The organism is Pseudomonas sp. HK3 (genome assembly GCF_052920985.1).
Genome location: NZ_JBREXD010000002.1, coordinates 845,890 through 867,600 on the forward strand (window position 1 = coordinate 845,890; position 21,711 = coordinate 867,600).

A 21,711-nucleotide genomic window follows, 5' to 3' on the forward strand; every position below is an offset into this window, starting at 1 on the left:
ACGGCAACACTACGCGTTCATATGAAAACGAGAAAAGTCGAATCCTGAAGGGTTCGACTTTTCTCTTACATTTAAAACTGACCATTAACGCGACGACCTAATATTGATTATTTATGGCAATAATCAATATTCATTTTTATAATCATGACAAAATCACTAACAATAAAAACCAAACACCATTATTAAAAAGCAAAAAAATAGATTAAAACGCTATATTGCTCACAATAAAATGTTAAAACATGTCAAAAACGGCTTATACAACAAAAAGTCGTGACGCTACCGCCTATTAAAACCAGCCCAACCTAATGCTCACCAAAAATATTTATTCCATTAAAATCATAATGAAAACCATCATAGTAAATATAACGGATGATTAGGATTAGAAAGAATAGAGAGAATTAAGGGAAGTTTGGTCATGTCAATAAATGTCAAAACCGGTTTAATCACTGCCATTTCAAGGTTTAGCCTATATTTATAGGCCTGCCTCGCGTCTTACAAGACGCAACATTTTCATCAACCATAATGATTAGCATTCTTATTTACTTGTTTTTATATCTTACTCCACAATAAATTTTTTTATTATGTATAAATTTAAAAGCAAAATAAAAATATGCATTAATATTTTAACGATCTAAATTATTTATTTTTATACGTATAAACAATAATAAAAATATTAAACTAATTTTAAAAAATAGATTTATCTTGCCAATTTTTAACCTTTATATATTCAACCTTTACTAAACAAAAAACTGTGCCTATGATTTCAAAGTTCAAAAAATATACTTTTTGAATATTTCAATAAACGAAATAATTTAATAAAAAATAAATATCAAAGGCCTAATTCAATGAAAAAAAACATATTGAAAAAAGCGTACTTAAGCGCTTTTGTAATAGCATTCTCATTATCTGCACACAGTGGAGGCGGTAATGGCGGCGGTAACAACGATGAATTACCGCTACCGGATACTTGTACATCAAACTGCGGATATGAAGTTGGGCCAAACCCAACACTCAGTGCACTTCAAGCAAGCCAAGGTCCGTTATCAGTAAGCTCAACGATTGTATCGAGTAGTGTTGATGGTTTTGGTGGTGGGACTATTTATTATCCGAGCAATGCCTCTCAAGAATTGGCCGCTATTGCAGTAGCACCCGGCTTCACTAACTACCAGTCAGCGATACAATGGTGGGGGCCGCTTTTAGCCTCACATGGCTATGTGGTCATTACCATTGATACTAATGGGCGCTTTGATAACCCAAACAGTCGAAGCCTGCAATTAGATGCGGCACTTAGCCATTTAATTTCTGAAAGTGAAAGTTCAAGCAGCTCGATATCAGGATTAATTGATAAAAATCGTTTGGCTACCATGGGATTTTCAATGGGCGGTGGCGGCTCGCTAATCAGTGCATCTAGAAACCGCTTAAGCGCAGCCGTTCCTTTAGCACCTTGGAATAGCGGCGGCAATGACTTTGATCAGATAGGGGTACCTACATTGATTATGGCTTGTGAAAATGATTCAACGGCAAATGTAAATTCACATGCTAGCCCGTTCTACAATACGATTCCAAATAGCACTGACAAAGCCTATATGGAAATCGCCAACGGCCCGCATAACTGTGCAAATGGCAGCAATGGTAATGGCAATGATGCATTGCTATCAACCTATGGTGTATCTTGGATGAAACGCTTCCTTGATAAAGATAACAGATATGCACAATTTTTATGTGGCCCAAATCATGAAAGTAATAGTTCGATTAATGAATACAGAGACAATTGTAATTACTAATTGATATTTTTAGCATAAATATAAGTTACGGTTGCATCTCGCCTATACGGTAATTTATAGGGCATAGATCTGCCCGTATCACATTGTAAATAAAAGCAATGAAGTTGCTCTTATTTACAATGTTAAGTAAATTGCTAACCATGGTATTTCAAGACACAACCCAAAATACAATAAAAGTTGATATTCAATATGCTTAAAAGAAATTTAGTTATATTAACGATCATTAGCGCTTGTATTATTACTACCATTTTTATTGTGAGCAACAACGATACACAATCCGTCAAAGTACTATCTAATAATATGTCGCAATCTGACGGCTCGCACCCGAATAATTTCGAAAAGCATGCTGCTACCATTGCAACAAAATGGCAGTGGTCAAAAATAAATACCAAACAAACTATAGCGACTGAAGAGAATAAAAAATCGCTGCCTTTTACGGCTAAATTTGTCTATGAAGCACTAAAAGCAGTAAAACTTGATGACCATGGAAACGTCATTCACGATCACAATGCCCTACTCTCTCTAGATGAAGCACTACTAAGAATACAAAGTAAGTTGGATGCAGAATCGCTGAGTACATTACAAGCAATCATCAAAGACGGTTTGCCCGGTAAGGCAGGCGAGCAAACGGCAAAAATCGTTGGCGATTACTATTACTACTTAGAAGCTAAAGATGAATTTAGCCAGACCAGCGAAGCGCTTGCGAATACAGAAGTACATCAAAGCGTCGGTGCAGTTGAAAATGATGAGCTACTTTATGCTGAGCTACAAGCATTGAGAGATGTACACCTTGGTAGTGAAGTCAGTAGCGGGCTATTTCGAGTTTCGGATGCCGATGCACAATATATGTTTAATAGCATGAAACTTGATCTCGACCAAAATCTATCGGAGGAAGAAAAGGAAAAAATACGACTTGAAATTCAAGAGCAGCATATTCAACGTTCGGTTAATATTTCTGACTGGCCTGATCGATACAGCGCGTTTCAAGACGCTAAACACAAAATACTAGCCACGTCGCTAGATGAAGAAGAAAAGCAAAATCAAGTGACCCAGTTATTGCGCAGTTATTTTAGCTCTGATGAACTAAAACGCATAACACACCTTAGTCTTGATCAATTATAAAAACATACGGAGGCTAAATGTCATGTTATATCCATTTAGCCTAAAAGCAGTACACATTAAATATTTCAATATAACGTTATTATCTGTAATTTTGTTCTTTGTCGCATCAGAACATATAAGATTACGTGACAAACCGTCACCTAATAACCAAGTATCCTCCGACCACTGGCTTCAACCAGCCGAGTTAGATGTACTATATCCACAGTTAATTAGTGACGACAACTGGGAATTGGATTTCATTAAAATCGAAGAGGTTATTAGAAACTTAAAAATTGATTTCAATCAAGAACTACTCATAAATTCTGATACCGCTGATAAACTACAACTTGTTATTGCACAGCTAGACATGAATCTACCTAATAAAGAATGGGCACGACTTGAATTCCTAATAAAACAAAGCCTAGGTGAAAACATTGGCAAGTCATTTTATACATTAGTGAACAGCTACTATCATTACCAGCAAGATCAAACATCATATTTAGACAAAATTAAACATGCAAACCCGAACGAGAAATTGGCCTTACTAAAAGACAGTGAAATAAAATACCTCAAGATGCAATCCCATCACTTTGGGTCAAGCATCGCTAAACAACTATTTAAAAGAAAAAATAAAACCACTAACTACCTAAATTCAAGGCGTATCGTTAGTATGACAAAAGAATTAAGCAGCGCACAAAAGAAAGAGCAGTTATCCCTACTATCAAAAAACTATAAACAATCACTTATACTGCAGTAAGTTAATATTATGAATACAAATTCTAAGTTACTGCATGCCATCACTCCAAAGATAACCTCGTATAAATGTCTGCTTATACTGCAAAAACTGCTATTAGCTTTATTATCGGGCTCAGTGCTTTCTTTGGCGTTGTTAAATCATGATTATTTTTACTGCACTTGGTTTGGGTTTATCCCACTGTTATTCGCCATTGAAAAATCAACACTGCTGCAGAGCTACCTAATAGGTTTAGTCGCCGGACTCACTCTGTTCATCACGGGCGCCTACTGGATTATTGATTTCATTGCATTGTCTAAAGATTACGGTGTTAATTCAGGCTTTTTGTTAACTGGGCTATTTTGGCTTTACAGTGCACACTCAATCGCATTAGCCACCGTATCATTTAAGTGGCTAACACAGAATTCAAAGGTGCATGAATTTGTTTTATTTCCACTGACTTTTGTCTTATTTTTTTCTACTTTTCCTATGTTATTTCCCATGCGTTTAGGCGATAGCCAAGTTAATTTTCATAGCGCACTGCAAGCCATTGAGTTCGTTGGGGTACATGGCTTAGATGCTATTATTATCTTATTTAATATCGTTTTTTATCGTGCATTAGTTTATATATTTTCTTTTAAATCTAAACCCGTTAATCAATCAAAGCTACCGTTTATCCTATCGTTTTCGCTTATTGGGGGATGGTTTTTATATGGCCTAATCTCTTATTCATTTTGGCAATCAAAGATCGCCACATGGGAGACGTTAAAGGTAGGTTTAGTTCAAGTAAATGAAGTGCCAAGCCTTGGTAATAGCATTCAATACCCGGGCTATAGTCAAGCTTACCCACCTGAAATGGACATGACAGAGCGCCTTAACAGCGCAGGTGCTGACGTTATTATTTGGCCAGAAGCGCAAAAGAAACAATACCTAGATGACTCCAGCGTAAAACAAGCTTACCAACAGCGTATGAAAACATTAAATAACCATTTAATATTTCAAGATATGCAACATATTCATGACCCCATCAATGGCACACTAATAGAGAAATACAACAGCGCTATCATGATTAACAATCATGGTCAGCAAGTTGATAGCTACCAAAAAATGAAACGCATTCCCTTTGGGGAATACACGCCCATGCTAGAAAAAGATTCCATGATGTCAGTTTGGGCCAGTAGCATTTTGGGTGACTTTAATGGAGAGCTATCACAAGGCGACAAACACAAAGCGTTTAGCCATCCGCATGTAAATATTATTCCGCTTATCTGCTATGAAACCACGTTTCCTATTTTTGTTGCACAAGCCGTACAACAAACGTTAACACAAAGAAATTTATCCAAGGGGACATTACTAGTTGGACTGTCCAACGATGGCTGGTTCGGCTCAACACACTTACCTTACCAACACATTATGCCTTCCGTACTGCGCGCCGTTGAAAACCGATTACCGCTCGCACATGTCGCCAATAACGGACCATCAATCGTGGCAACACCCGATGGCAATGTGATTTTTACATCTGACTTTCAACAAGCCGCTGGGTATATTGTCGATGTGCCTCACTCGAATACGGCGCAAGGGAGTTTTTATAGCCAAAATCCGTCTTTGTTTAGTAATGCGGTGAAATGTTTGTTCTTATTAATTGTTATTTATTCATTGGTGAATTTAACTTGCAAGTTTAATAAAAAAGCCTGAATAAAAAATATGTTGAAATTTGGCGTGAACGCTTGATGGATATCAGCTGATTCATGCGCAAACTCAATGAATTGATTGCACGTAAAGCCAACGAAGAGAATAGCTGCACAGGTCGATTCATCTTCGCCATCCATGGCTTCGCCCCTTCGGGGCAACCTAACGGCTGTGTAAATATATCCATTATATTTATGGGAAGGTCGATTTAAATCTTAGGTATTGCTAGATGAGAAAGTATTAGCAGCCTGTTTAGCTTATGTCGATTTAAATCCTAGTCGAGCAAAAATGTCTAAAAACCTGAAACATCACACTATACTTCCGCTAAAAAACGCATAGTGAAAGCCAAAGCTGTTCATACTGCCAACCATCCAAACCAAGAATCTAAATCGCTACTGCCATTTATTGACAAAGCAAAACATGCCATTAGGCTTGCCCTTTAAGCTTACTGACTATTTAGAATTACTTGATTGGACAGGAAGGATTATTCGAGCAGATAAACGTGGCGCTATATTAACGAAGCTCGCTCCTATTTTGCAGCGTTTAAATATCAACACGGAGAACTAGATTTAATTATCACAAACATTTGAAGCCAGCTTTAAACATTTAGTTGGCGAGCCCAATTAATTAAGCCATTCACTACCTCACTTTAATCGACAGCGACGACCAAGCATTCAATCAAGTAACGCCTTATTTACTTAAATAGCACCTTTAAATAATTACACGACTGAATCATTCAGAAATTACCTGTGGCTGCCTTACTCAAAATCAAGTTTAAAAGCCATTCACTTAACTTTTCACCTAATAAATTTTAGAAAAAATAAAGCTTATCTAGGCCGTTTTCAAACCTCTCTCAGATAAACTATTATATTTTTTTTGTTTTTTTAACATGACTGTCTTATTAGTTGAGGTTTATATAGGCCGCTTTCAAACCTCTCCTAGATAAACCATTTTATTTTTTTGCTTTCTTAACATGACTGTCTTATTAGTTGTTAAAGGAAGTTAACTTAAAAACAAAAAAGCCCAGTCAATTGACTGGACTTGAGTGCGTGTCCTACATATTTCATTGTTTACTCAAGACCAAAATTTAAGCTGTTTAAATAATATGACAGTAAAAAACGAGCTTATTAAAAAAACCAAAAATGAAGGTGTTGTCTTTCCATACGAACCAAAACCAAATAATTGCTCCAAAGAAACTAGCTCCCCCCTTAAAAATGAGTAATAAGAGAAAAACACTGCAATCATCACAACAAACAACACATATATATTTTTAGTAAAGTAAAAACATACGGCAACGACAACAAACTCAACTAATACCTGAAGGTATATCACTCGAATGAATGTAGAGACCGAAGCAGATTTCGCCCCAATAAGAAATTCTTTATTTAAGTAAAGGCACTCGATAACTAAAAAAACAAAGAAGAAAAGCAACACATCTATTAGACAAAGAAATAGCGAGCCTTTCATTCTAGATAAAATTGTATTCATTATACTAATTCACCCCATGCCTACGCTGAGACATCATTGCTTGTCCTAAGTCAATTCGATGCATCGTATCAAAGAAATTAAATGAGCCATACTTGTTGCTCACATATCCAACCCCGCGGGAAATTATCGGAGGCTGTATCGCACCATCCCCGATGAATGAAGCATTTATATAGCCTCTCATTAACCCTCCAGGTTGATTGTTCACATAAAAGTCTTGAACATATCATTAACAAGACACTCACTGTAATTAAACATCCAAAACTACCGGCCTTGCTCTATCGCGCGCAAGCGCCCTCCCACAAAAAAATTGAAGAACTGCTGCCACTGTTGTTCACCGCCAACTAGGAATATCACTTAAATGACTTCACTAACAAGACACTCACGTAATTTAACAGCCAAAACTATAGTCCTGCTCTATCGCGCGCAAGCGCCCTTCCACAAAAAATTAGAAGAGCTGCTTGCATTGCCCACTAAAAATAGCGATTAAATAACCGAGCGGTTATCTCTATATGCTCCACATCTTCAACCATCTCTTCATCTAAAATGGTCACGGCCAACGCAAGCATGTCTTCTTCGGCATAAAAAAACGCATCCAATGCACTACCGTCTTTTCGGGTTAATTTTTCATTTATTAGATTAACACCAATCCAAAAAAAGAACTGTTCGCCATCTTCATTAGCAATTTCATAATGAATTTCGGTTTCACCATTTTCATACCAAGCGCTTACACAAAACCAATCACTCATTGATACAACCTAATTCAATCAAAATATTTACATTCTCTAGAAATATGCATCCATGCATTCCTAAGATATCGCCCATCCATTTGCATAAAAAAAGCCGAATCATTTCTGATTCGGCTTTTTGCTTTATCAAATTTTAATAATTAAATTAAAATTGATCCGCTGTCATTTCATACAAGCAATCAGCGCCACCTTTAACGGCTTCGCTTAGAGAGATGTATCTTGGTAACAAGCGCTTAGTGAAGAAGCGAGCCGTGGCTAGCTTGTTCGCGTAGTAAGGCTCTGTGCCTTCTTTTTCTAATGCTTTTTCAGCCATCATTGCATACATGTATGCGAACGAGGTGTAACCAAATACTTGTAAGTATTCAACAGAAGACGCGCCAATCTCATTTGCATTTGATTGTGCTTTTTCCATTACCCAATCAGTTAGGTCAGAAAGGTTCGCTAACGCGGCTTTCAATGGGTTAATAAATTCAGCCATTTTTGCATTGCCTTCTTGTGTCGCAATGAAATCATTGATTTCTTGTGCGTACACTTTGAACGATGCACCGCCGTTTGCTGCGATCTTACGACCGATCAAATCAAGCGATTGAATGCCGTTAGTGCCTTCATAAATTTGGGTAATACGGATATCACGTACGTGTTGCTCTTGGCCCCACTCACGAATGAAACCGTGACCACCAAATACTTGTTGGCCTGCCGTGGCGGATTCAAGTGCAAGGTCAGTTAAGAACGACTTAACAACTGGCGTTAGTAATGAAACCATTACTTCTGCGTCTTTCTTAACGTTTTCGTCGTCAGAGAACTTAGCAAGGTCTAACCATCTTGATGCGTAAGTTGAGAACGCACGAGAACCCTCTGTGTTAGCACGCATGGTTAACAACATACGACGAACATCTGGGTGAACAATAATTGGATCAGCGGCTTTGTCTGGGAATTGCTTACCCGTCGGAGCACGCGACTGAATACGATCATTGGCGTACGTCACTGCGTTTTGGTAAGAGTTTTCAGCTACGCCTAAACCTTGAATACCTACAGCAACACGCTCGTAGTTCATCATTGTGAACATGGCGGCTAAGCCTTTGTTCTCTTCACCTACTAACCAACCTTTTGCGCCATCGTAATTCATAACGCAAGTAGCCGAAGCCTTGATACCCATTTTGTGTTCAATAGAACCACAGCTTAATGGGTTACGCTCACCTAGAGAGCCGTCTTCGTTTACTAGGAATTTAGGCACTAAGAATAAAGAGATGCCTTTAGGTCCCGCTGGCGCACCGGGTAGTTTTGCTAGCACAAGGTGGATGATGTTTTCCGCCATGTCGTGCTCGCCCCAAGTGATGAAAATCTTGGTGCCAGAGATCGCGAAAGAACCATCTGCTTGAGGCTCTGCTTTGGTACGAATAATACCTAAGTCAGTACCACAATGAGGCTCGGTTAAATCCATCGCGCCTGCCCAAACACCTGAGTACATGTTTGGAAGGTATTTTTCTTTTAGTTCTTGGCTACCGTGTGCATTGATTGATAAGCACGCGCCCGCTGTTAGCATCGGGGCTAAACCAAACGAGATGTTAGAACCTTGAATCATTTCTTCAACTTGACCCACAAGCATCTTAGGCATGCCCATGCCGTCAAATTCTGGGTTACCACCCAGACCACCCCAACCGCCTTCGCAGTATGTGGCGTAAGCTTCTTTAAAACCAGGAGGTGCAGTGACTTCGCCGTCGTTCCATTTAGAGCCGTGTTCGTCGCCTTCACGGTTTAATGGTGCAATGACTTGTGCAGAAATTTTGCCCGCTTCTTCTAAGATGGCGTCCGCTGTATCTGGATCAACTACTTCGGCTAAACGTGGGTTTTCAGACCACATTTTAGGAGCATCGAATACTTCGTTAAGCAAGAAGCGCATGTCGCGCAATGGAGCGTTATATTCAGGCATTTTAATTCCTCATTACTATCGGCAGCTCATTAAATCGCCGCCTGACCTTATTTTCGCGGGGCGTATACTAATACAATCAGCGAACGTTTACCCGTTTTTGATGGCTGTTTTGGTGTTTTCGTCGGTTTTCGTCGTTAAATCAGCCTAATTTTTTGTACGCGGTCAAAGCCAAAAAACAAAAAGCCGTAACCAATTCAGGTTACGGCTTTTTGTTTGATCTTTACGCCCTAAGTTGAGGCATAGTGCGCCAATTTAGGGAGCAGATTAGAACGCGAAGTGTTCAACATCTAGATCCATCAACGTCTCTGCACCAGCAACCATTGTCGCAGCGTGGCCTTTAGTACGAGGCAAGATGCGAGCAAAGTAGAAACGTGCAGTCGTTAGCTTAGCTTTATAGAAGTCTTCTTCTGTGGTGCCAGCTGCCAAAGAAACTTGCGCCGCTTTCGCCATTTTAGCCCATAAGTAAGCAAGCGTTACGTAACCTGAGTACATTAGGTAATCAACCGATGCAGAACCAACTTCGTCACGGTTCTTCATAGCAGACATACCAATCTTCATGGTTAGGTCGCCCCATTCTTTGTTTAGCTCGGTTAGTTGAGCTACAAATGGTGCTAGTTCTTCGTTATCCGCTTCTTCTTTACAGAAAGTGTGGATCATTTTAGTGAAGTTCTTCAAAGATTGACCTTGAGTCATCAGAACTTTACGACCTAGAAGATCAAGCGCTTGGATACCCGTTGTGCCTTCGTAGATCGTAGCGATCTTCGCGTCACGTACTAGTTGCTCCATGCCCCACTCTGCGATGAAACCGTGGCCACCGAATACCTGAACACCAAGGTTCGCAGACTCACAACCCGCTTCCGTTAGGAATGCTTTTGCGATTGGAGTCAATAGACCTAGAAGCTCATCAGCCGCTTTACGATCTTCTTCAGTTTCGCCTTTATGTACGATGTCGTTTTGTAGTGCCGTCATGTAAACAAGTGCACGACCCGCTTCTGCGAATGCTTTTTGAGTTAGAAGCATTTTACGAACGTCTGGGTGAACAATGATTGGGTCAGCAGGACCTTCAGGGTTCTTAGTACCCGTAAGTGAACGCATGGCTAGACGGTCTTTCGCGTAAGCAAGCGCGCCTTGGAAAGAACCTTCACAAGAAGTCACACCTTGAAGTGCAGTACCGATACGTGCCGTGTTCATGAACGTGAACATGCAGTTTAGGCCTTTGTTTTCAGGTCCGATTAGGAAACCTTTAGCGCTGTCGAAGTTCATTACACAAGTAGAGTTACCATGGATACCCATTTTGTGTTCGATAGAACCACAGATCACGCCGTTACGGTCAGCAACAGAGCCATCTTCAGCCACGTTGAACTTAGGCACGATGAACAAAGAGATACCTTTAGTACCTTCAGGTGCACCTGGTAGACGAGCTAGAACGATGTGAACAATGTTGTCCGCCATGTCGTGCTCACCCGCAGAGATGAAGATTTTAGTACCAGAAATAGAGTAAGAACCGTCTGCATTTGGCTCAGCTTTAGACTTAAGAATACCTAGGTCAGAACCACAATGAGGTTCCGTTAGACACATGGTACCGGTCCATTCGCCGCTTACTAGTTTAGTAAGGTAGGTTTCTTTTTGCTCAGCAGTACCCCAAGTAGAAAGGGTGTTCATTGCACCGTGAGAAAGACCTGGGTACATGCCCCAAGACCAGTTAGCCGTACCAACCATCTCAGACATTACAGTGCCTAGAGACTCAGGAAGACCTTGGCCGCCGACTTCTTCGTCGTGCGCCATTGAAGGCCAACCGCCTTCAACAAACTGCTTGTAAGCTTCTTTAAAGCCAGTTGGTGTTGTAACAGAACCGTCGTCATGACGAGTACAACCTTCAGTGTCGCCAACACGGTTAAGAGGAGCGATCACGTTTTCACAAAATTTAGAACCTTCAGCTAGGATCGCATCGACCATATCTGGAGTAGCAACGTCGGCGAAAGCAGACAAGCTGGCGTAATGGCCTGGCATATCTAACACTTCGTCCATTACGAATTTGATGTCACGTAGGGGAGCTTTATATTCTGGCATGGTAACCTCTTGGCCTACTTTGGCTCTTCAAGAGCCATTAGTTGTTCATTAAAAGCCCAAAAACTGGGCCTATCTCTCATTTGTCGACCAGCGCCTAGGTAAGTGAAAATGGCCTGATGCGACATAAACTTCAAACAAGTGTTTGAAACATACGTTTGCAAGTGAAACTTGTCAAGACTTTGCCTGCGCCTTATCGCTCAAATATTGGTCAAGTATAGTCTGATTTCCAAGGCGTCAAGGGCGCAAAGGGTCCATCAAACAAGCGTTTGAATGTTTTTACGCATAGAGAAGCAAAATAGATCCATTTACCTCGAAAAATATGTGATCGTCTAACTGGCGCAGCGCCAAGAGCTTATAAAGGGGGGTTCTCATCCCCCTTCTCACTTCGCATCTGTTCATTACTTGAAAATATTTATCAATTAACAACCGCTTCTTAATTGATTATTTAAATGACGTACGGTCGTTGAAGGGTTTTGGGGCTGTCTCTTTCGCTAAGCCATTGGCCATGGCGATGCGCTGATTCTTACGTCCTAGTAAGCGTAACTGGGTAATTCGCTCCCACAACAGCGCGCCACGGGTGTCTTTTTTCCATGTTTTTTTGAACAAGTACTTGGTCGCGGCGATGGCGTCTGGGCTTTTTTTACAAATCACCTCAGCCAGCGCTTGGGCTTGCGCCAATGGGTCTGAGCTGACTTTACTAATCAAGCCGTATTCGGCGCCTTCTAGACCGCTGAAAAAACGACCTGTCATGGTGAGTTCTTGTGCAATGTCGACTCGAGTTAAACGAGATAACGTCACCATGGCGCTCATGTCCGGAATCAACCCCCATTTCATTTCTAAAATCGACAGGTTGGCATCAGGCGTAGCGATGCGGTAATCACAACACAAAATAATCTGCATACCGCCCCCAAAGCAATTTCCATGAACCGCAGCAATCACAGGCACCGGCAAGTCACGCCAAACATGGGCCACACGCTGAAACATGTTGTCTTTACCCCAAGGTAACTTAGCAAAGAACGTTGGAATCATAGTGGGGGTTTTCGACACGGCTGCGAAGTCTAAACCAGAGCAAAAGCTTGGCCCTTCGCCTTTTAAAATCACACAGCGAATGGTGCGATCCTTACGAATGGTTTTAGCGGTTTGCACCAACTCAAGGAACATTTGTTTATCTAAACCGTTGTGTTTTTCAGGACGGTTAAGGCTCACATAAGCAATTTGGTTGCTAACTTCTAATAAAACGCGGCGCGTATCGGTCATGTTGTTATCTTTCTATGAATAAATCGTAAACAAAAATCGGGGCGTAAATCGACCCCGCATTTAGAACCCATTACACGGGATTGTCGATATCAATAAATTCCACATTCAATGAGAACTCTTGTGCTAGGTGCTCGCCCAGCGCTTTTGCACCATAACGTTCGGTTGCATGATGGCCTGCGGCGTAGAAATGCGTACCGGATTCACGGGCATTGTGCACACTGGGTTCGTTTATTTCGCCCGTTAAATACGCATCAATGCCTTGATTAATGGCATATTGCATATAGCTTTGTGCGCCGCCTGTGCACCATGCAATGGTTTCAATAATATCGTCTTCTTCGCCGATATGCTGTGGCATGCGGTTTAATCGCAGCGCGATGTGTTCGCTTAATTCACCTGCTCGCATGGGACGCAACAACCGCCCTACATTACCGGGCACGCGCTTATCGTTAGGGTCTATTGGGCCCGTTATTTCAAAATCGAGCATCTGTGCAAGCTGCACATTGTTTCCTAAAACAGGGTGGCCATCTAAGGGCAAGTGATAAGCAAGTAAGCTAATATCGTGCTGTAAAAGCGTTTGAATACGCTGTTTTTTAATGCCGACTATGGCTTCTGGCTCACCTTTCCAAAAGTAACCATGATGAACCAAAATCGCATCGGCGTTATAAGCCACAGCCGCATCGATGAGATCTTGGCAGGCGGTGACGCCGGTTACGATGCGTTTAACCTCGCTATTGCCTTCCACCTGCAAGCCATTTGGACAGTAATCACGATACTGATCTATTTGCAGTTCACGATTTAAATAACTCACCAACGTGTTTAGCTTCATATCCCACACTCATTTGCGTAAACTTGCCCCATTCTCGAAGATTTGGTGCTCAGATGCAAAAGCCTGGTTTTTTATCTTGGTCAATTTTAATGGGGCTTGTTATTGCCAGCCTTGCGCTGCACTTTATTCCAAAACCAAATCAGACCGCCGACCCGGTTAAATCGTACGCACCTGCGGTTAATTTAGCGGCACCTGCCGTTGTGAATATTTACACCAGTAAAACCGTGCGCCAGCAAGTGCACCCTTTATTAAATGACCCGTTCTTTCGCCGTTTTTTTGATCGTGCGCCAGTGCCTAAAAGCCGGATTCAAAACAGTCTGGGTTCCGGTGTTGTAATCGCAAATCAAGGTTTAATCATTACCAATTATCACGTCATTGAAGGCGCCGATGAAATTCTCATTGCCTTACAAGACGGCCGCACAGCAAACGCGGCGGTTATTGGCCGTGACAACGAAACCGACATCGCCTTACTTAAAATTGATTTAGAAAATGTACCCGTTATCGATTTTGCATCTGATAACACCTTACAAGTAGGTGACATCAGCTTGGCCATTGGCAATCCGTTTGGTGTGGGCCAAACCGTTACCATGGGCATTGTCAGTGCTACGGGGCGCAACCAATTGGGCATCAGTACTTACGAAGATTTTATTCAAACCGACGCAGCGGTGAACCCTGGTAATTCAGGTGGTGCTTTAGTGAACGCCGATGGCAAACTGGTGGGTATCAATACCGCTATTTATAGCAAGTCCGGCGGCAACCAAGGTATTGGTTTTGCCATTCCACTAAATCACGCACTGCGTGTTGTGGAAGATTTACTAAAATATGGTTATGTTGTGCGCGGCTGGTTAGGCCTTGAAACACAGGAATTAACGCCTGCGTTAAAAACCGCATTTGGCTTACCAGAACAACTACAAGGGCAAGTCGTCGTGGGCGTTGTGGATAATGGCCCAGCCTATGACGCAGGCTTATTAAAAGGCGATATTGTCACCCACTTTAACGGCCAAGAAGCCAACAAAGGGACGGCAACTATGCGCCAAATTGCGAACCTTATGCCTGGGGATAAAATTCAATTAGGGGCGATTCGTGCTGGTGAATTTTTAACGTTTGAAGCCACGCTTGGTCAACGCTTGCCGCAATAATTATTTGAGAGTCTGAGTATAAGCATCTAAAAGAGCGTCTATGATTTTAAGTGCGCTCTGATCTTTTCAATATGCTCATCCACAACACCCAGCTCGGCTAACGCGTCGTGCAATAAGATAAGATACTCACTGTTTTCACCGCTTGGCCCACTGCAACTCGCAATGTGTTCTGCAATCGTTTGTTCGCTTTCTGCACCTAAATACGCACTATTATTTTCATCGGCAATATAAATTAAACCTTTTTTTTGCGTGGTTTCACCTTGTTCATTCACAAGCATCAACGGTACTTCATAACGTAAATAACCATTTTTTTCACGATGATCTAAGTGAACAAATTCATTGGCCGTTACTCGGTAGGCAATGCCATCGCATCGGGCATGTTTTGCAGGAATTAACGTCACGACCCGACCCGGGTTTTCAGGTGTACCACGGTGATCATGGCTACCTTGCCAAAAACGACGTTGCCAGTCCAAGATATACGCCACTGATTTTTCTAAGTACGGAAAATCAACTTTATAGATAAGTGAGCCATAACCAAACAACCAGATTTCATCATATTGATCCAGCGCTTGGCGAGATTGATTTTGCTCAATGGTGTTTGTCGACATATAAAACGATACCTTAAGAAATTACCATCAACTTAACCACCTGTTAGCATGTGCCCCAGTAACCCAAGCACAAAACCCAACACCGCCCCCATTGGCGGAAATCGATGCCCTTTTAGTTTTACGTTCGGTGCCATATCTTGAAAAATTGAATACATGATGCCACCTGCTGCAAATAGCATGATGCCTGCTAATATTTCAGGACGCTTATCTAAAAATTCGTAACCAATAAAGCCGGCTAGTGGACCAAGCATGGCCAACCCAACAAATGCTAACAGTAATTTTTTCGCCGTAAATTTACCACTAACCATTAGCTCACGGTAAGCATTAAAACCTTCAGGGAAGTTTTGTAAACCAATTAAAATAGCCAACAAAATAGCGTGACTGCCCCCCAAACTAAACAGTGCACCAAGCGCCAATGATTCAGGAATAAAATCCGCCAGCATAGCCGCTAACTGGCTCCCAGGTGTATCACTCTTATCAAGTATTAAATCCACCAACATAAAACCAAAGCCACCTAGAATAAACATAGTAGTGGCCCAAGTTGGTGATAGATGCTCAATACCTTCTGGCACTAAAACCAGCGCAATAGCAGACAATAGTGCCCCGGCTGCAAATGCAATAATGCTATGGCGAAATTCGCTTTCTAACCAATCTGACTGAATATTCTCAACTCTGGCTAAAACGGCGCCCAAAGGCATTGCTAAACCGGCTAATGCCGTAACAATGAGCATTATTTGTAAATCAAGCATGAATCATTTCCTTAAACTCGAATAAGATCTGATACTTCTGCTTCTGTTAATGCGCGGTATTCTCCCGGAGCAAGGTTGGAATCTAATTTCAGCGTACCTATAGATTCACGATGCAACCTCACGACTCGATTACCAAGCGCCGCAAACATACGCTTCACTTGGTGGTAGCGCCCTTCACTAATTGTTAGCAGCACTTCGTTATCGTTGATTCGTTGTAGCGTGGCAGGCAAGGTCGGTTTCACTTCATCTTTTAGTAAAATACCGTCTTTGACTTGTTGCTCGGCATTATCAACTAAAGGCGCGATTAACCATGTTCGGTAGGTTTTCGGTTTATGGTGCTTAGGCGAGGTGATTTGATGGGACCATTGCCCATCATCAGTAACCAGCAATAAACCGGTTGTGTCCTTATCTAAACGACCAACTGTGTGCAGTTTATTCACATTAATTTCAGAGGACATAAGATCAAACACTAGCCCATGGTCGCCGTCGCTATTGGCACAGACAACGCCTTCGGGTTTGTTCATCATAAAGTAACGGGTTAACGGCTGAGGTTTAACCTCTTGTCGATCAAATAGGACATGATCAACCCCTAATTGAATTTTCTGCGAACCACTTTTAGGCTTCGTGCCGTTCACCTTTATACGCCCAGACTTAATCGCCTTGGTCGCCAGTGAACGTGTCAACGTGGTGTTATCACAAATATATTTATCAAGCCGCATTAGATTACCTTCTTTAATGCGGCGATTTTAACGTAATAAAGTGAAAGCCACTAACCTTGTTTGCGCTGTGTAAACATACCTGGGCCTGCGAGCATGGTTTCCACATCTTGACGTAGCTGCAAAATATGGTCATCTGCGATTTTCCACTGAGGGCCTTTGACAATCACCTGATAACGATCTTGCGCAAAGGGCAATAAATCACTTTTCACTAACATGGTAAGCGCCAAAAGCGGACCGACTAACTGAGCGTTTTTATTCTGGTCCGCTATGTATTCATTTTGTAATGCTTGCAGTTGTTGCTCTAGTTTCGCGACAAATGTTTGGTATTCCGCTATGTCCATATTGCTCTTCATCCATATATGTATTTTCATGCTACTTAGAGTGTAGATGAGAAAATTCCCATATGTGGAATACGCGCAAACGATAGAAGAAAAAAAGAGAGTACTACGATAAAAATCTGAGGCCAAAGTGACCTCAGAATATAAAGAAGAGGGCTAACCTTGTGACAAGAGCGTCCTTAAATCAATAATGCCAGCATTGGCTCGAGATAAATAAGAGGCCATGACCAAAGAGTGGTTAGCGGTCATGCCAAAGCCACTTCCGTTAAGCACCATTGGCGCCCATACGGTTTCTTGGGTGGCTTCTAATTCCCGTACAATTTGCTTAACACTCACCAATGCATTCTTTTTATGCAATACGTCAGCAAAATCCACTTCAATGGCTTTAAGAATATGAATCAACGCCCAAGCACTGCCGCGAGCTTCATAAAAAACATCATCAATTTCTGTCCATGGGGTTTTCACTTCAAACTCATCGTCACTTTCAGTGCTTTGACTTGACGCGTTGCTACCGGCTAAATCCACATTGATGCGTTTTTGTCCCACACTGGCGCTTAAGCGCTGGCTTAATGAGCCTAAGCGGGTTTCCACATCTTTAAGCCATTGGCGCAGGTTATCGGCACGGGCAAAAAATTGCGCTTGCGCCTGTTGTTTGTCTGCTAAACGCAGTGCAAAGCTATTGAGTTTATCAATACCACGGCGGTATTCACCTTCGGTATCGGGCAATGCCCACGATAAATTATCAAAATGAAATTGAGGTTCAGCAATAACAAGGTCAACATCTTCCGTAGATTGGCTTTGGCTGCGGCTAAAATCTTTGCGCAATGCACGGCTTAAGTCTCTCACCTGAACCAGTACGCCAAACTCCCAATTAGGAATGTTATCCAGCCACAAGCCAGGCGGCATAACGTCATTGCTTAAATAACCACCGGACTTATCAAGCAAGGTGCTCGCCACGTGCATTAGCGTCACGGTGGTGGTGTAACCTGTTGCTAGATGACGGTCATGCTCCATTGCATGTTTCGACGCGACTTCTGTCACCACAAAGCGTTCTGGTTCAGTGCTAAAAATAATCCCCGCAACAATCGCGGCCACAAAACACACCGACAGGCCAATCACTAATGCACGCATCATCCAACCTGCCTCCAAAAATCGATCAAGCCGCTCACTGTTATTAGGCATAATTTACTCCTGACCATGATGATGGTGATCATGTTTCATGGGGGCTTTATCTAGAACAGACACCACGGGTACATCAAACGTGTAATGGGTTCCCGTCGAATCTTGTAATAACAATTCAATACTTGCACCAGGCTTTAGCGGTTGAATAAGGCCCATTAACATAACGTGATGTGCGCCGCTTTTAAATACAAATGTTTGATCCGGCTCGATCGTAATGCTGGTGACTTGAGTCATAGACATCACGCCTTTTTCGTTCATGGTATGCGTATGAAATTCACTCTTTTTAGCCGCAGTGGTTTGCGCACTCACCAATGTGATGCTGTCTTTACCTGTGTTCTTCACTTGCATAAATGCGGCTGTGTTCGGTTGACCTGGCGGCATGGCACGAACATGTCCTTGTAGCATGGTAAGGTCAGCTTGTGCACTTAACGATGTGAACAGTAACGCGATTGCAATGAAACGCCCCATGAGTTTCTCCCTAATTAATATGTTGCAAGCGAGGCTACTATAGCAAACATTTTCTGTAGAGTGTGCTAGTCATGTCACGCTAAATGGCACAAATATTAACTATACAGAATCATCCGGTGCCACAGGGGACTGTTGCTTGACGGGCGGTATCTCTAATAACTTTGGTCGTCCAACGGCATAGCCCATTACGCCATCAACACCTAACTTCATTAAGGCATCTATTTCTTCTTGTTTCTCAACCCCTTCTGCAAAGCATAAAGCACTTTGTGCCTGAAACACTTGAATCATGCCACTCACAAAACAAGGCATTGTCTTTATGTTCATGAATGTCTCGAATATAACGTCGTTCAATTTTGCCCTGATAAACCGGAAAGCGCGCCAAAAAACCAAAACTTTTTCCGGATGTACCAACGTGATCAACACTTAAACGTAAACCTTTTTCTGTCATCTCATGTAGCCACACTTGTGTTTTCACGGTGACATGGGCCAACGTGTATTCACTGCACTCGATAATTAGGTTGTTCAATTGCTCCGTGCTCACATGAGCTGTAAACCATTGACGAAAGCTCGGTTCGTTTAAGCTTTTACCTGCAATATTTAAGACCCATTTACCATTAAACTTGTGGCTGTCTTTTTGCTCTTCAAATAATCGCTGCCATAAACGAATGATTAAACGGTCAAATTCTTGCGACAGATTAAGCTTATCGACCATGGGCCAAAAATAACCCGCCATAAGAGGCTCTTCGCCATCTTCTTCCAGTAAGCGACAGTGAATCTCTTGCTGAATAACATTATGAGTTTCATCAAATAGAGGCTGACTATAAAGCTGAATACTTTCATCTGCTAAAGCGCTTTTAAGCCTCTGCTGCCATTCAACCCAATTGGTGAGCGGGTGATGCTCCGTTGCACCCACCAGCAAACTTTGTTGCTGACTTTTACTGCGCTGCAATAGTAAATCCAATTGATGTTTAAGGCTGGCCGGTGATTGCGGCTCATGCACCGGCATCGCGACCAAAAATAACTGGGCGTTATACTGCTGCACTAATGATAAACGCATTAAGCTGTCGTGGATCGCCTCGATACGGGTCACATATTGTTTATCAAGCGGGTCTGGGCTGAACAACCAGAAGTCACCACCGCCTGTACGCGCAATGCCCACATGCTCATGATTAAGCGACGATTCGGTTTTTAACTGCATAGAGACTTGCACTAATAGCTCATCAACAATGGCCTTCCCCTTGTTCGCATTTAATGCCATCAAGTTATCCACATGCAGTAACGCTATCCAACCGGGTGCAAACTGTTCATGTTTCATCCAGTCATATAAGTACTGATCCCAGCCTTTGTTATTCAGCACTTGGGTTAAACCATCATTAAAGGTTTCGTGCTGTAATTTGCGCACCGTCTGCCCATGGGCTAAGAAACTGGCGTGTAAACGATCACTTAAATGATTCATGGCCTGCACTAGACTGTGTACCTCTCGAGAGGTGGGTTTTTCATGAATATGTACAAACTGATTATGAGAGAGCTTTTGCGCAAGCTCTTCGATCTGCTTGAGGGGCTTCAACAGCCAAATAAGCAAAATGCGCATGCAATAAACAACGATGAATGTCATCAATAAGAACCACGCACACTCTGCTTTAACTAATCGCCATAACTGTTCATAACTTGGGCCTTGATGCATGGCCACACTTAACTGCCCCAATTGTGTCCAACCATTGATCACTTCGGCATGAGCAAAGCTTGGGTTTAAGCGCATAACCGACTTGAACCACTTTGGCACCGCGATACGCTCTGTGCCCCCTCGTTCAATCAAATTTTGGGAGCCTGTATAAGAAAACTGAATAAGAGAAAAATGGCCTCGATCAAACATGACATCAATCATAGAGCGCAACGCGGCATCATCTTTTGCCTGTGCACTTTGGGATAAAGTTAACGCTAATGTGGTGGCCGTTTCATCGGCTCGGGCTTGTAACTGTTGCTCAAAGTGGCTTTTTAAATGAATGATATTGAGCAATAAATTGCCTGATAAAATCACCACCATCAGCAATCCAATGTACAGGGCAAGTTGTCGACGAATACTCATAATGACTGGCCTTATTGTTATTATCTTGGTTGCGGTTCGGGCAAATCGAGCCAAGGTTGCAAGCCTTGTTCTTGCATGCGTAACAGTACATCCATCCACATACTTAAGCGACTGGCGCTACCGACTTTAATACTGCCCCCTGCTTGGCGCTCAATCCACATTCCCATGCCGTTAAAGCTGTACACTGGCGCTAAATCTCGGCGTTTAGACGCGGGTAATATTTTAGGGTTTATATTATCCAGTATTAAAGGGTCGCTTCTGGGCGTGGCATAATAGGACAGCACCATATGAGCCTGATTTAACTTTAATGCTTTAACATAGGTGATGCGTAATTTCTCTTGCTGGACCCCAGCTTGAATAAGCGAAAAATACTTAGCGATAACATAATCTTCGCAATCACCAGCTTGGGTGGTCAATGACTCTAGCGGTGTGGCCCAATAATCTTGCTGCTGCCAATGCTGCTCATCACTCACAAAGGCCATGCGGGTATTAAAAAACTGATTAACCTTATTTAGGGTTTGCTGCTCTTTATCAGCCTGATACTCATCCCCTTGGTTAACCACAAATTGGGCCCATTGCATAAACGCTTGTTTGCCCTTATCGCCAAACAACGTTTCAACCTGCTGAATCATGGCGGCCCCTAACAGTCTTTGGTTACCTTGTGCGACGACTAAACAACCCATTGCCAAAGCAAACGCCATCGCTAATACGCGTTGCCTGTATATTCCCTGTGACGCCATAACAAAGTACATCTCAAAACAATGTTAATAATCTATAACTATAGGTGAGGGCTGGCTA

Annotated in this window: 19 protein-coding genes; 5 read left to right on the top strand and 14 right to left on the bottom strand. The window is 42.1% G+C overall.

The window, feature by feature from the left end:
• Positions 1–845: 845 nt before the first annotated feature.
• The 4 genes from ACU6U9_RS14945 (at position 846) to lnt (ending at position 5,313) form a co-directional block, all read left to right on the top strand.
• Positions 846–1,784, top strand: coding sequence for a poly(ethylene terephthalate) hydrolase family protein (locus ACU6U9_RS14945; protein WP_446735811.1), 939 nt, complete (start codon positions 846–848; stop codon positions 1,782–1,784).
• Positions 1,785–1,973: 189 nt separating this feature from the next.
• Positions 1,974–2,906, top strand: a complete 933-nt coding sequence (locus tag ACU6U9_RS14950; RefSeq protein ID WP_446735812.1) for a hypothetical protein — start codon at positions 1,974–1,976, stop codon at positions 2,904–2,906.
• Between the two features lie 22 nt (positions 2,907–2,928).
• Positions 2,929–3,642 carry a hypothetical protein gene (locus tag ACU6U9_RS14955; protein WP_446735813.1) on the top strand — a complete coding sequence of 238 codons (714 nt, stop codon included), beginning with the start codon at positions 2,929–2,931 and terminating at the stop codon, positions 3,640–3,642.
• A 9-nt stretch (positions 3,643–3,651) separates the two neighbouring features.
• Positions 3,652–5,313, top strand: a complete 1,662-nt coding sequence (gene lnt, locus ACU6U9_RS14960) for an apolipoprotein N-acyltransferase (protein WP_446735814.1) — start codon at positions 3,652–3,654, stop codon at positions 5,311–5,313.
• 1,952 nt (positions 5,314–7,265) lie between these two features.
• Here lnt and ACU6U9_RS14965 read toward each other — a convergent pair.
• The 5 genes from ACU6U9_RS14965 to ACU6U9_RS14985 all read right to left on the bottom strand — a co-directional run bounded on the left by ACU6U9_RS14965 (position 7,266) and on the right by ACU6U9_RS14985 (position 13,624).
• On the bottom strand, positions 7,266–7,541 hold the full coding sequence (locus tag ACU6U9_RS14965; RefSeq protein WP_446735815.1) for a hypothetical protein: 276 nt from the start codon (positions 7,539–7,541) through the stop codon (positions 7,266–7,268).
• A gap of 145 nt (positions 7,542–7,686) precedes the next feature.
• Entirely contained in the window at positions 7,687–9,471 is a 1,785-nt protein-coding gene (locus tag ACU6U9_RS14970; protein ID WP_446735816.1) for an acyl-CoA dehydrogenase C-terminal domain-containing protein, read from the bottom strand.
• A gap of 264 nt (positions 9,472–9,735) precedes the next feature.
• Positions 9,736–11,541, bottom strand: coding sequence for an acyl-CoA dehydrogenase C-terminal domain-containing protein (locus ACU6U9_RS14975; protein ID WP_446735817.1), 1,806 nt, complete (start codon positions 11,539–11,541; stop codon positions 9,736–9,738).
• Positions 11,542–11,982: 441 nt separating this feature from the next.
• Positions 11,983–12,798 carry a crotonase/enoyl-CoA hydratase family protein gene (locus tag ACU6U9_RS14980; protein WP_446735818.1) on the bottom strand — a complete coding sequence of 272 codons (816 nt, stop codon included), beginning with the start codon at positions 12,796–12,798 and terminating at the stop codon, positions 11,983–11,985.
• A 70-nt stretch (positions 12,799–12,868) separates the two neighbouring features.
• On the bottom strand, positions 12,869–13,624 hold the full coding sequence (locus tag ACU6U9_RS14985) for a Nif3-like dinuclear metal center hexameric protein (protein WP_446735819.1): 756 nt from the start codon (positions 13,622–13,624) through the stop codon (positions 12,869–12,871).
• Between the two features lie 53 nt (positions 13,625–13,677).
• Between ACU6U9_RS14985 and ACU6U9_RS14990 the strand changes: the two genes are divergently transcribed.
• Positions 13,678–14,763, top strand: a complete 1,086-nt coding sequence (locus ACU6U9_RS14990; RefSeq protein WP_446735820.1) for a trypsin-like peptidase domain-containing protein — start codon at positions 13,678–13,680, stop codon at positions 14,761–14,763.
• 38 nt (positions 14,764–14,801) lie between these two features.
• Here ACU6U9_RS14990 and ACU6U9_RS14995 read toward each other — a convergent pair whose 3' ends face one another.
• From ACU6U9_RS14995 to ACU6U9_RS15035, 9 genes are all read right to left on the bottom strand, one after another.
• Positions 14,802–15,371 carry a gamma-glutamylcyclotransferase gene (locus tag ACU6U9_RS14995; RefSeq protein WP_446735821.1) on the bottom strand — a complete coding sequence of 190 codons (570 nt, stop codon included), beginning with the start codon at positions 15,369–15,371 and terminating at the stop codon, positions 14,802–14,804.
• Between the two features lie 32 nt (positions 15,372–15,403).
• A complete protein-coding gene (locus tag ACU6U9_RS15000) occupies positions 15,404–16,120 on the bottom strand; it encodes a ZIP family metal transporter (RefSeq protein ID WP_446735822.1) in 717 nt (238 codons plus the stop codon).
• Positions 16,121–16,131: 11 nt separating this feature from the next.
• On the bottom strand, positions 16,132–16,839 hold the full coding sequence (locus ACU6U9_RS15005; protein ID WP_446735823.1) for a pseudouridine synthase: 708 nt from the start codon (positions 16,837–16,839) through the stop codon (positions 16,132–16,134).
• Between the two features lie 50 nt (positions 16,840–16,889).
• Positions 16,890–17,180, bottom strand: a complete 291-nt coding sequence (locus tag ACU6U9_RS15010) for a hypothetical protein (protein WP_446735824.1) — start codon at positions 17,178–17,180, stop codon at positions 16,890–16,892.
• Positions 17,181–17,333: 153 nt separating this feature from the next.
• Positions 17,334–18,359: a DUF2333 family protein gene (locus tag ACU6U9_RS15015; protein ID WP_446735825.1), complete on the bottom strand. Its 1,026-nt coding sequence runs from the start codon at positions 18,357–18,359 to the stop codon at positions 17,334–17,336.
• Positions 18,360–18,362: 3 nt separating this feature from the next.
• Positions 18,363–18,827: a copper chaperone PCu(A)C gene (locus tag ACU6U9_RS15020; RefSeq protein WP_446735826.1), complete on the bottom strand. Its 465-nt coding sequence runs from the start codon at positions 18,825–18,827 to the stop codon at positions 18,363–18,365.
• Positions 18,828–18,926: 99 nt separating this feature from the next.
• Positions 18,927–19,115, bottom strand: a complete 189-nt coding sequence (locus tag ACU6U9_RS15025) for an EAL domain-containing protein (RefSeq protein ID WP_446735827.1) — start codon at positions 19,113–19,115, stop codon at positions 18,927–18,929.
• Positions 19,063–20,913, bottom strand: a complete 1,851-nt coding sequence (locus tag ACU6U9_RS15030; RefSeq protein WP_446735828.1) for a LapD/MoxY N-terminal periplasmic domain-containing protein — start codon at positions 20,911–20,913, stop codon at positions 19,063–19,065. Before ACU6U9_RS15030 ends, ACU6U9_RS15025 begins: the two co-directional genes overlap by 53 nt.
• A 20-nt stretch (positions 20,914–20,933) precedes the next feature.
• On the bottom strand, positions 20,934–21,653 hold the full coding sequence (locus ACU6U9_RS15035; RefSeq protein ID WP_446735829.1) for a transglutaminase-like cysteine peptidase: 720 nt from the start codon (positions 21,651–21,653) through the stop codon (positions 20,934–20,936).
• Between the last annotated feature and the right edge of the window lie 58 nt (positions 21,654–21,711).

Excerpts from the sequence above, each read along its gene's own strand:
- ACU6U9_RS15030 (WP_446735828.1), bottom strand. The coding sequence starts at position 20,913 with ATGAGTATTCGTCGACAACTTGCCCTGTACATTGGATTGCTGATGGTG.
- ACU6U9_RS15020 (WP_446735826.1), bottom strand. The coding sequence starts at position 18,827 with ATGGGGCGTTTCATTGCAATCGCGTTACTGTTCACATCGTTAAGTGCA.
- ACU6U9_RS14980 (WP_446735818.1), bottom strand. The coding sequence starts at position 12,798 with ATGACCGATACGCGCCGCGTTTTATTAGAAGTTAGCAACCAAATTGCT.
- ACU6U9_RS14990 (WP_446735820.1), top strand. The coding sequence starts at position 13,678 with ATGCAAAAGCCTGGTTTTTTATCTTGGTCAATTTTAATGGGGCTTGTT.
- ACU6U9_RS15015 (WP_446735825.1), bottom strand. The coding sequence starts at position 18,359 with ATGCCTAATAACAGTGAGCGGCTTGATCGATTTTTGGAGGCAGGTTGG.
- ACU6U9_RS14945 (WP_446735811.1), top strand. The coding sequence starts at position 846 with ATGAAAAAAAACATATTGAAAAAAGCGTACTTAAGCGCTTTTGTAATA.
- ACU6U9_RS14985 (WP_446735819.1), bottom strand. The coding sequence starts at position 13,624 with ATGAAGCTAAACACGTTGGTGAGTTATTTAAATCGTGAACTGCAAATA.
- ACU6U9_RS14970 (WP_446735816.1), bottom strand. The coding sequence starts at position 9,471 with ATGCCTGAATATAACGCTCCATTGCGCGACATGCGCTTCTTGCTTAAC.
- ACU6U9_RS15025 (WP_446735827.1), bottom strand. The coding sequence starts at position 19,115 with ATGATTCAAGTGTTTCAGGCACAAAGTGCTTTATGCTTTGCAGAAGGG.
- ACU6U9_RS15005 (WP_446735823.1), bottom strand. The coding sequence starts at position 16,839 with ATGCGGCTTGATAAATATATTTGTGATAACACCACGTTGACACGTTCA.
- ACU6U9_RS14975 (WP_446735817.1), bottom strand. The coding sequence starts at position 11,541 with ATGCCAGAATATAAAGCTCCCCTACGTGACATCAAATTCGTAATGGAC.
- ACU6U9_RS14950 (WP_446735812.1), top strand. The coding sequence starts at position 1,974 with ATGCTTAAAAGAAATTTAGTTATATTAACGATCATTAGCGCTTGTATT.
- ACU6U9_RS14995 (WP_446735821.1), bottom strand. The coding sequence starts at position 15,371 with ATGTCGACAAACACCATTGAGCAAAATCAATCTCGCCAAGCGCTGGAT.
- ACU6U9_RS15010 (WP_446735824.1), bottom strand. The coding sequence starts at position 17,180 with ATGGACATAGCGGAATACCAAACATTTGTCGCGAAACTAGAGCAACAA.
- ACU6U9_RS15035 (WP_446735829.1), bottom strand. The coding sequence starts at position 21,653 with ATGGCGTCACAGGGAATATACAGGCAACGCGTATTAGCGATGGCGTTT.
- lnt (WP_446735814.1), top strand. The coding sequence starts at position 3,652 with ATGAATACAAATTCTAAGTTACTGCATGCCATCACTCCAAAGATAACC.
- ACU6U9_RS14965 (WP_446735815.1), bottom strand. The coding sequence starts at position 7,541 with ATGAGTGATTGGTTTTGTGTAAGCGCTTGGTATGAAAATGGTGAAACC.
- ACU6U9_RS14955 (WP_446735813.1), top strand. The coding sequence starts at position 2,929 with ATGTTATATCCATTTAGCCTAAAAGCAGTACACATTAAATATTTCAAT.
- ACU6U9_RS15000 (WP_446735822.1), bottom strand. The coding sequence starts at position 16,120 with ATGCTTGATTTACAAATAATGCTCATTGTTACGGCATTAGCCGGTTTA.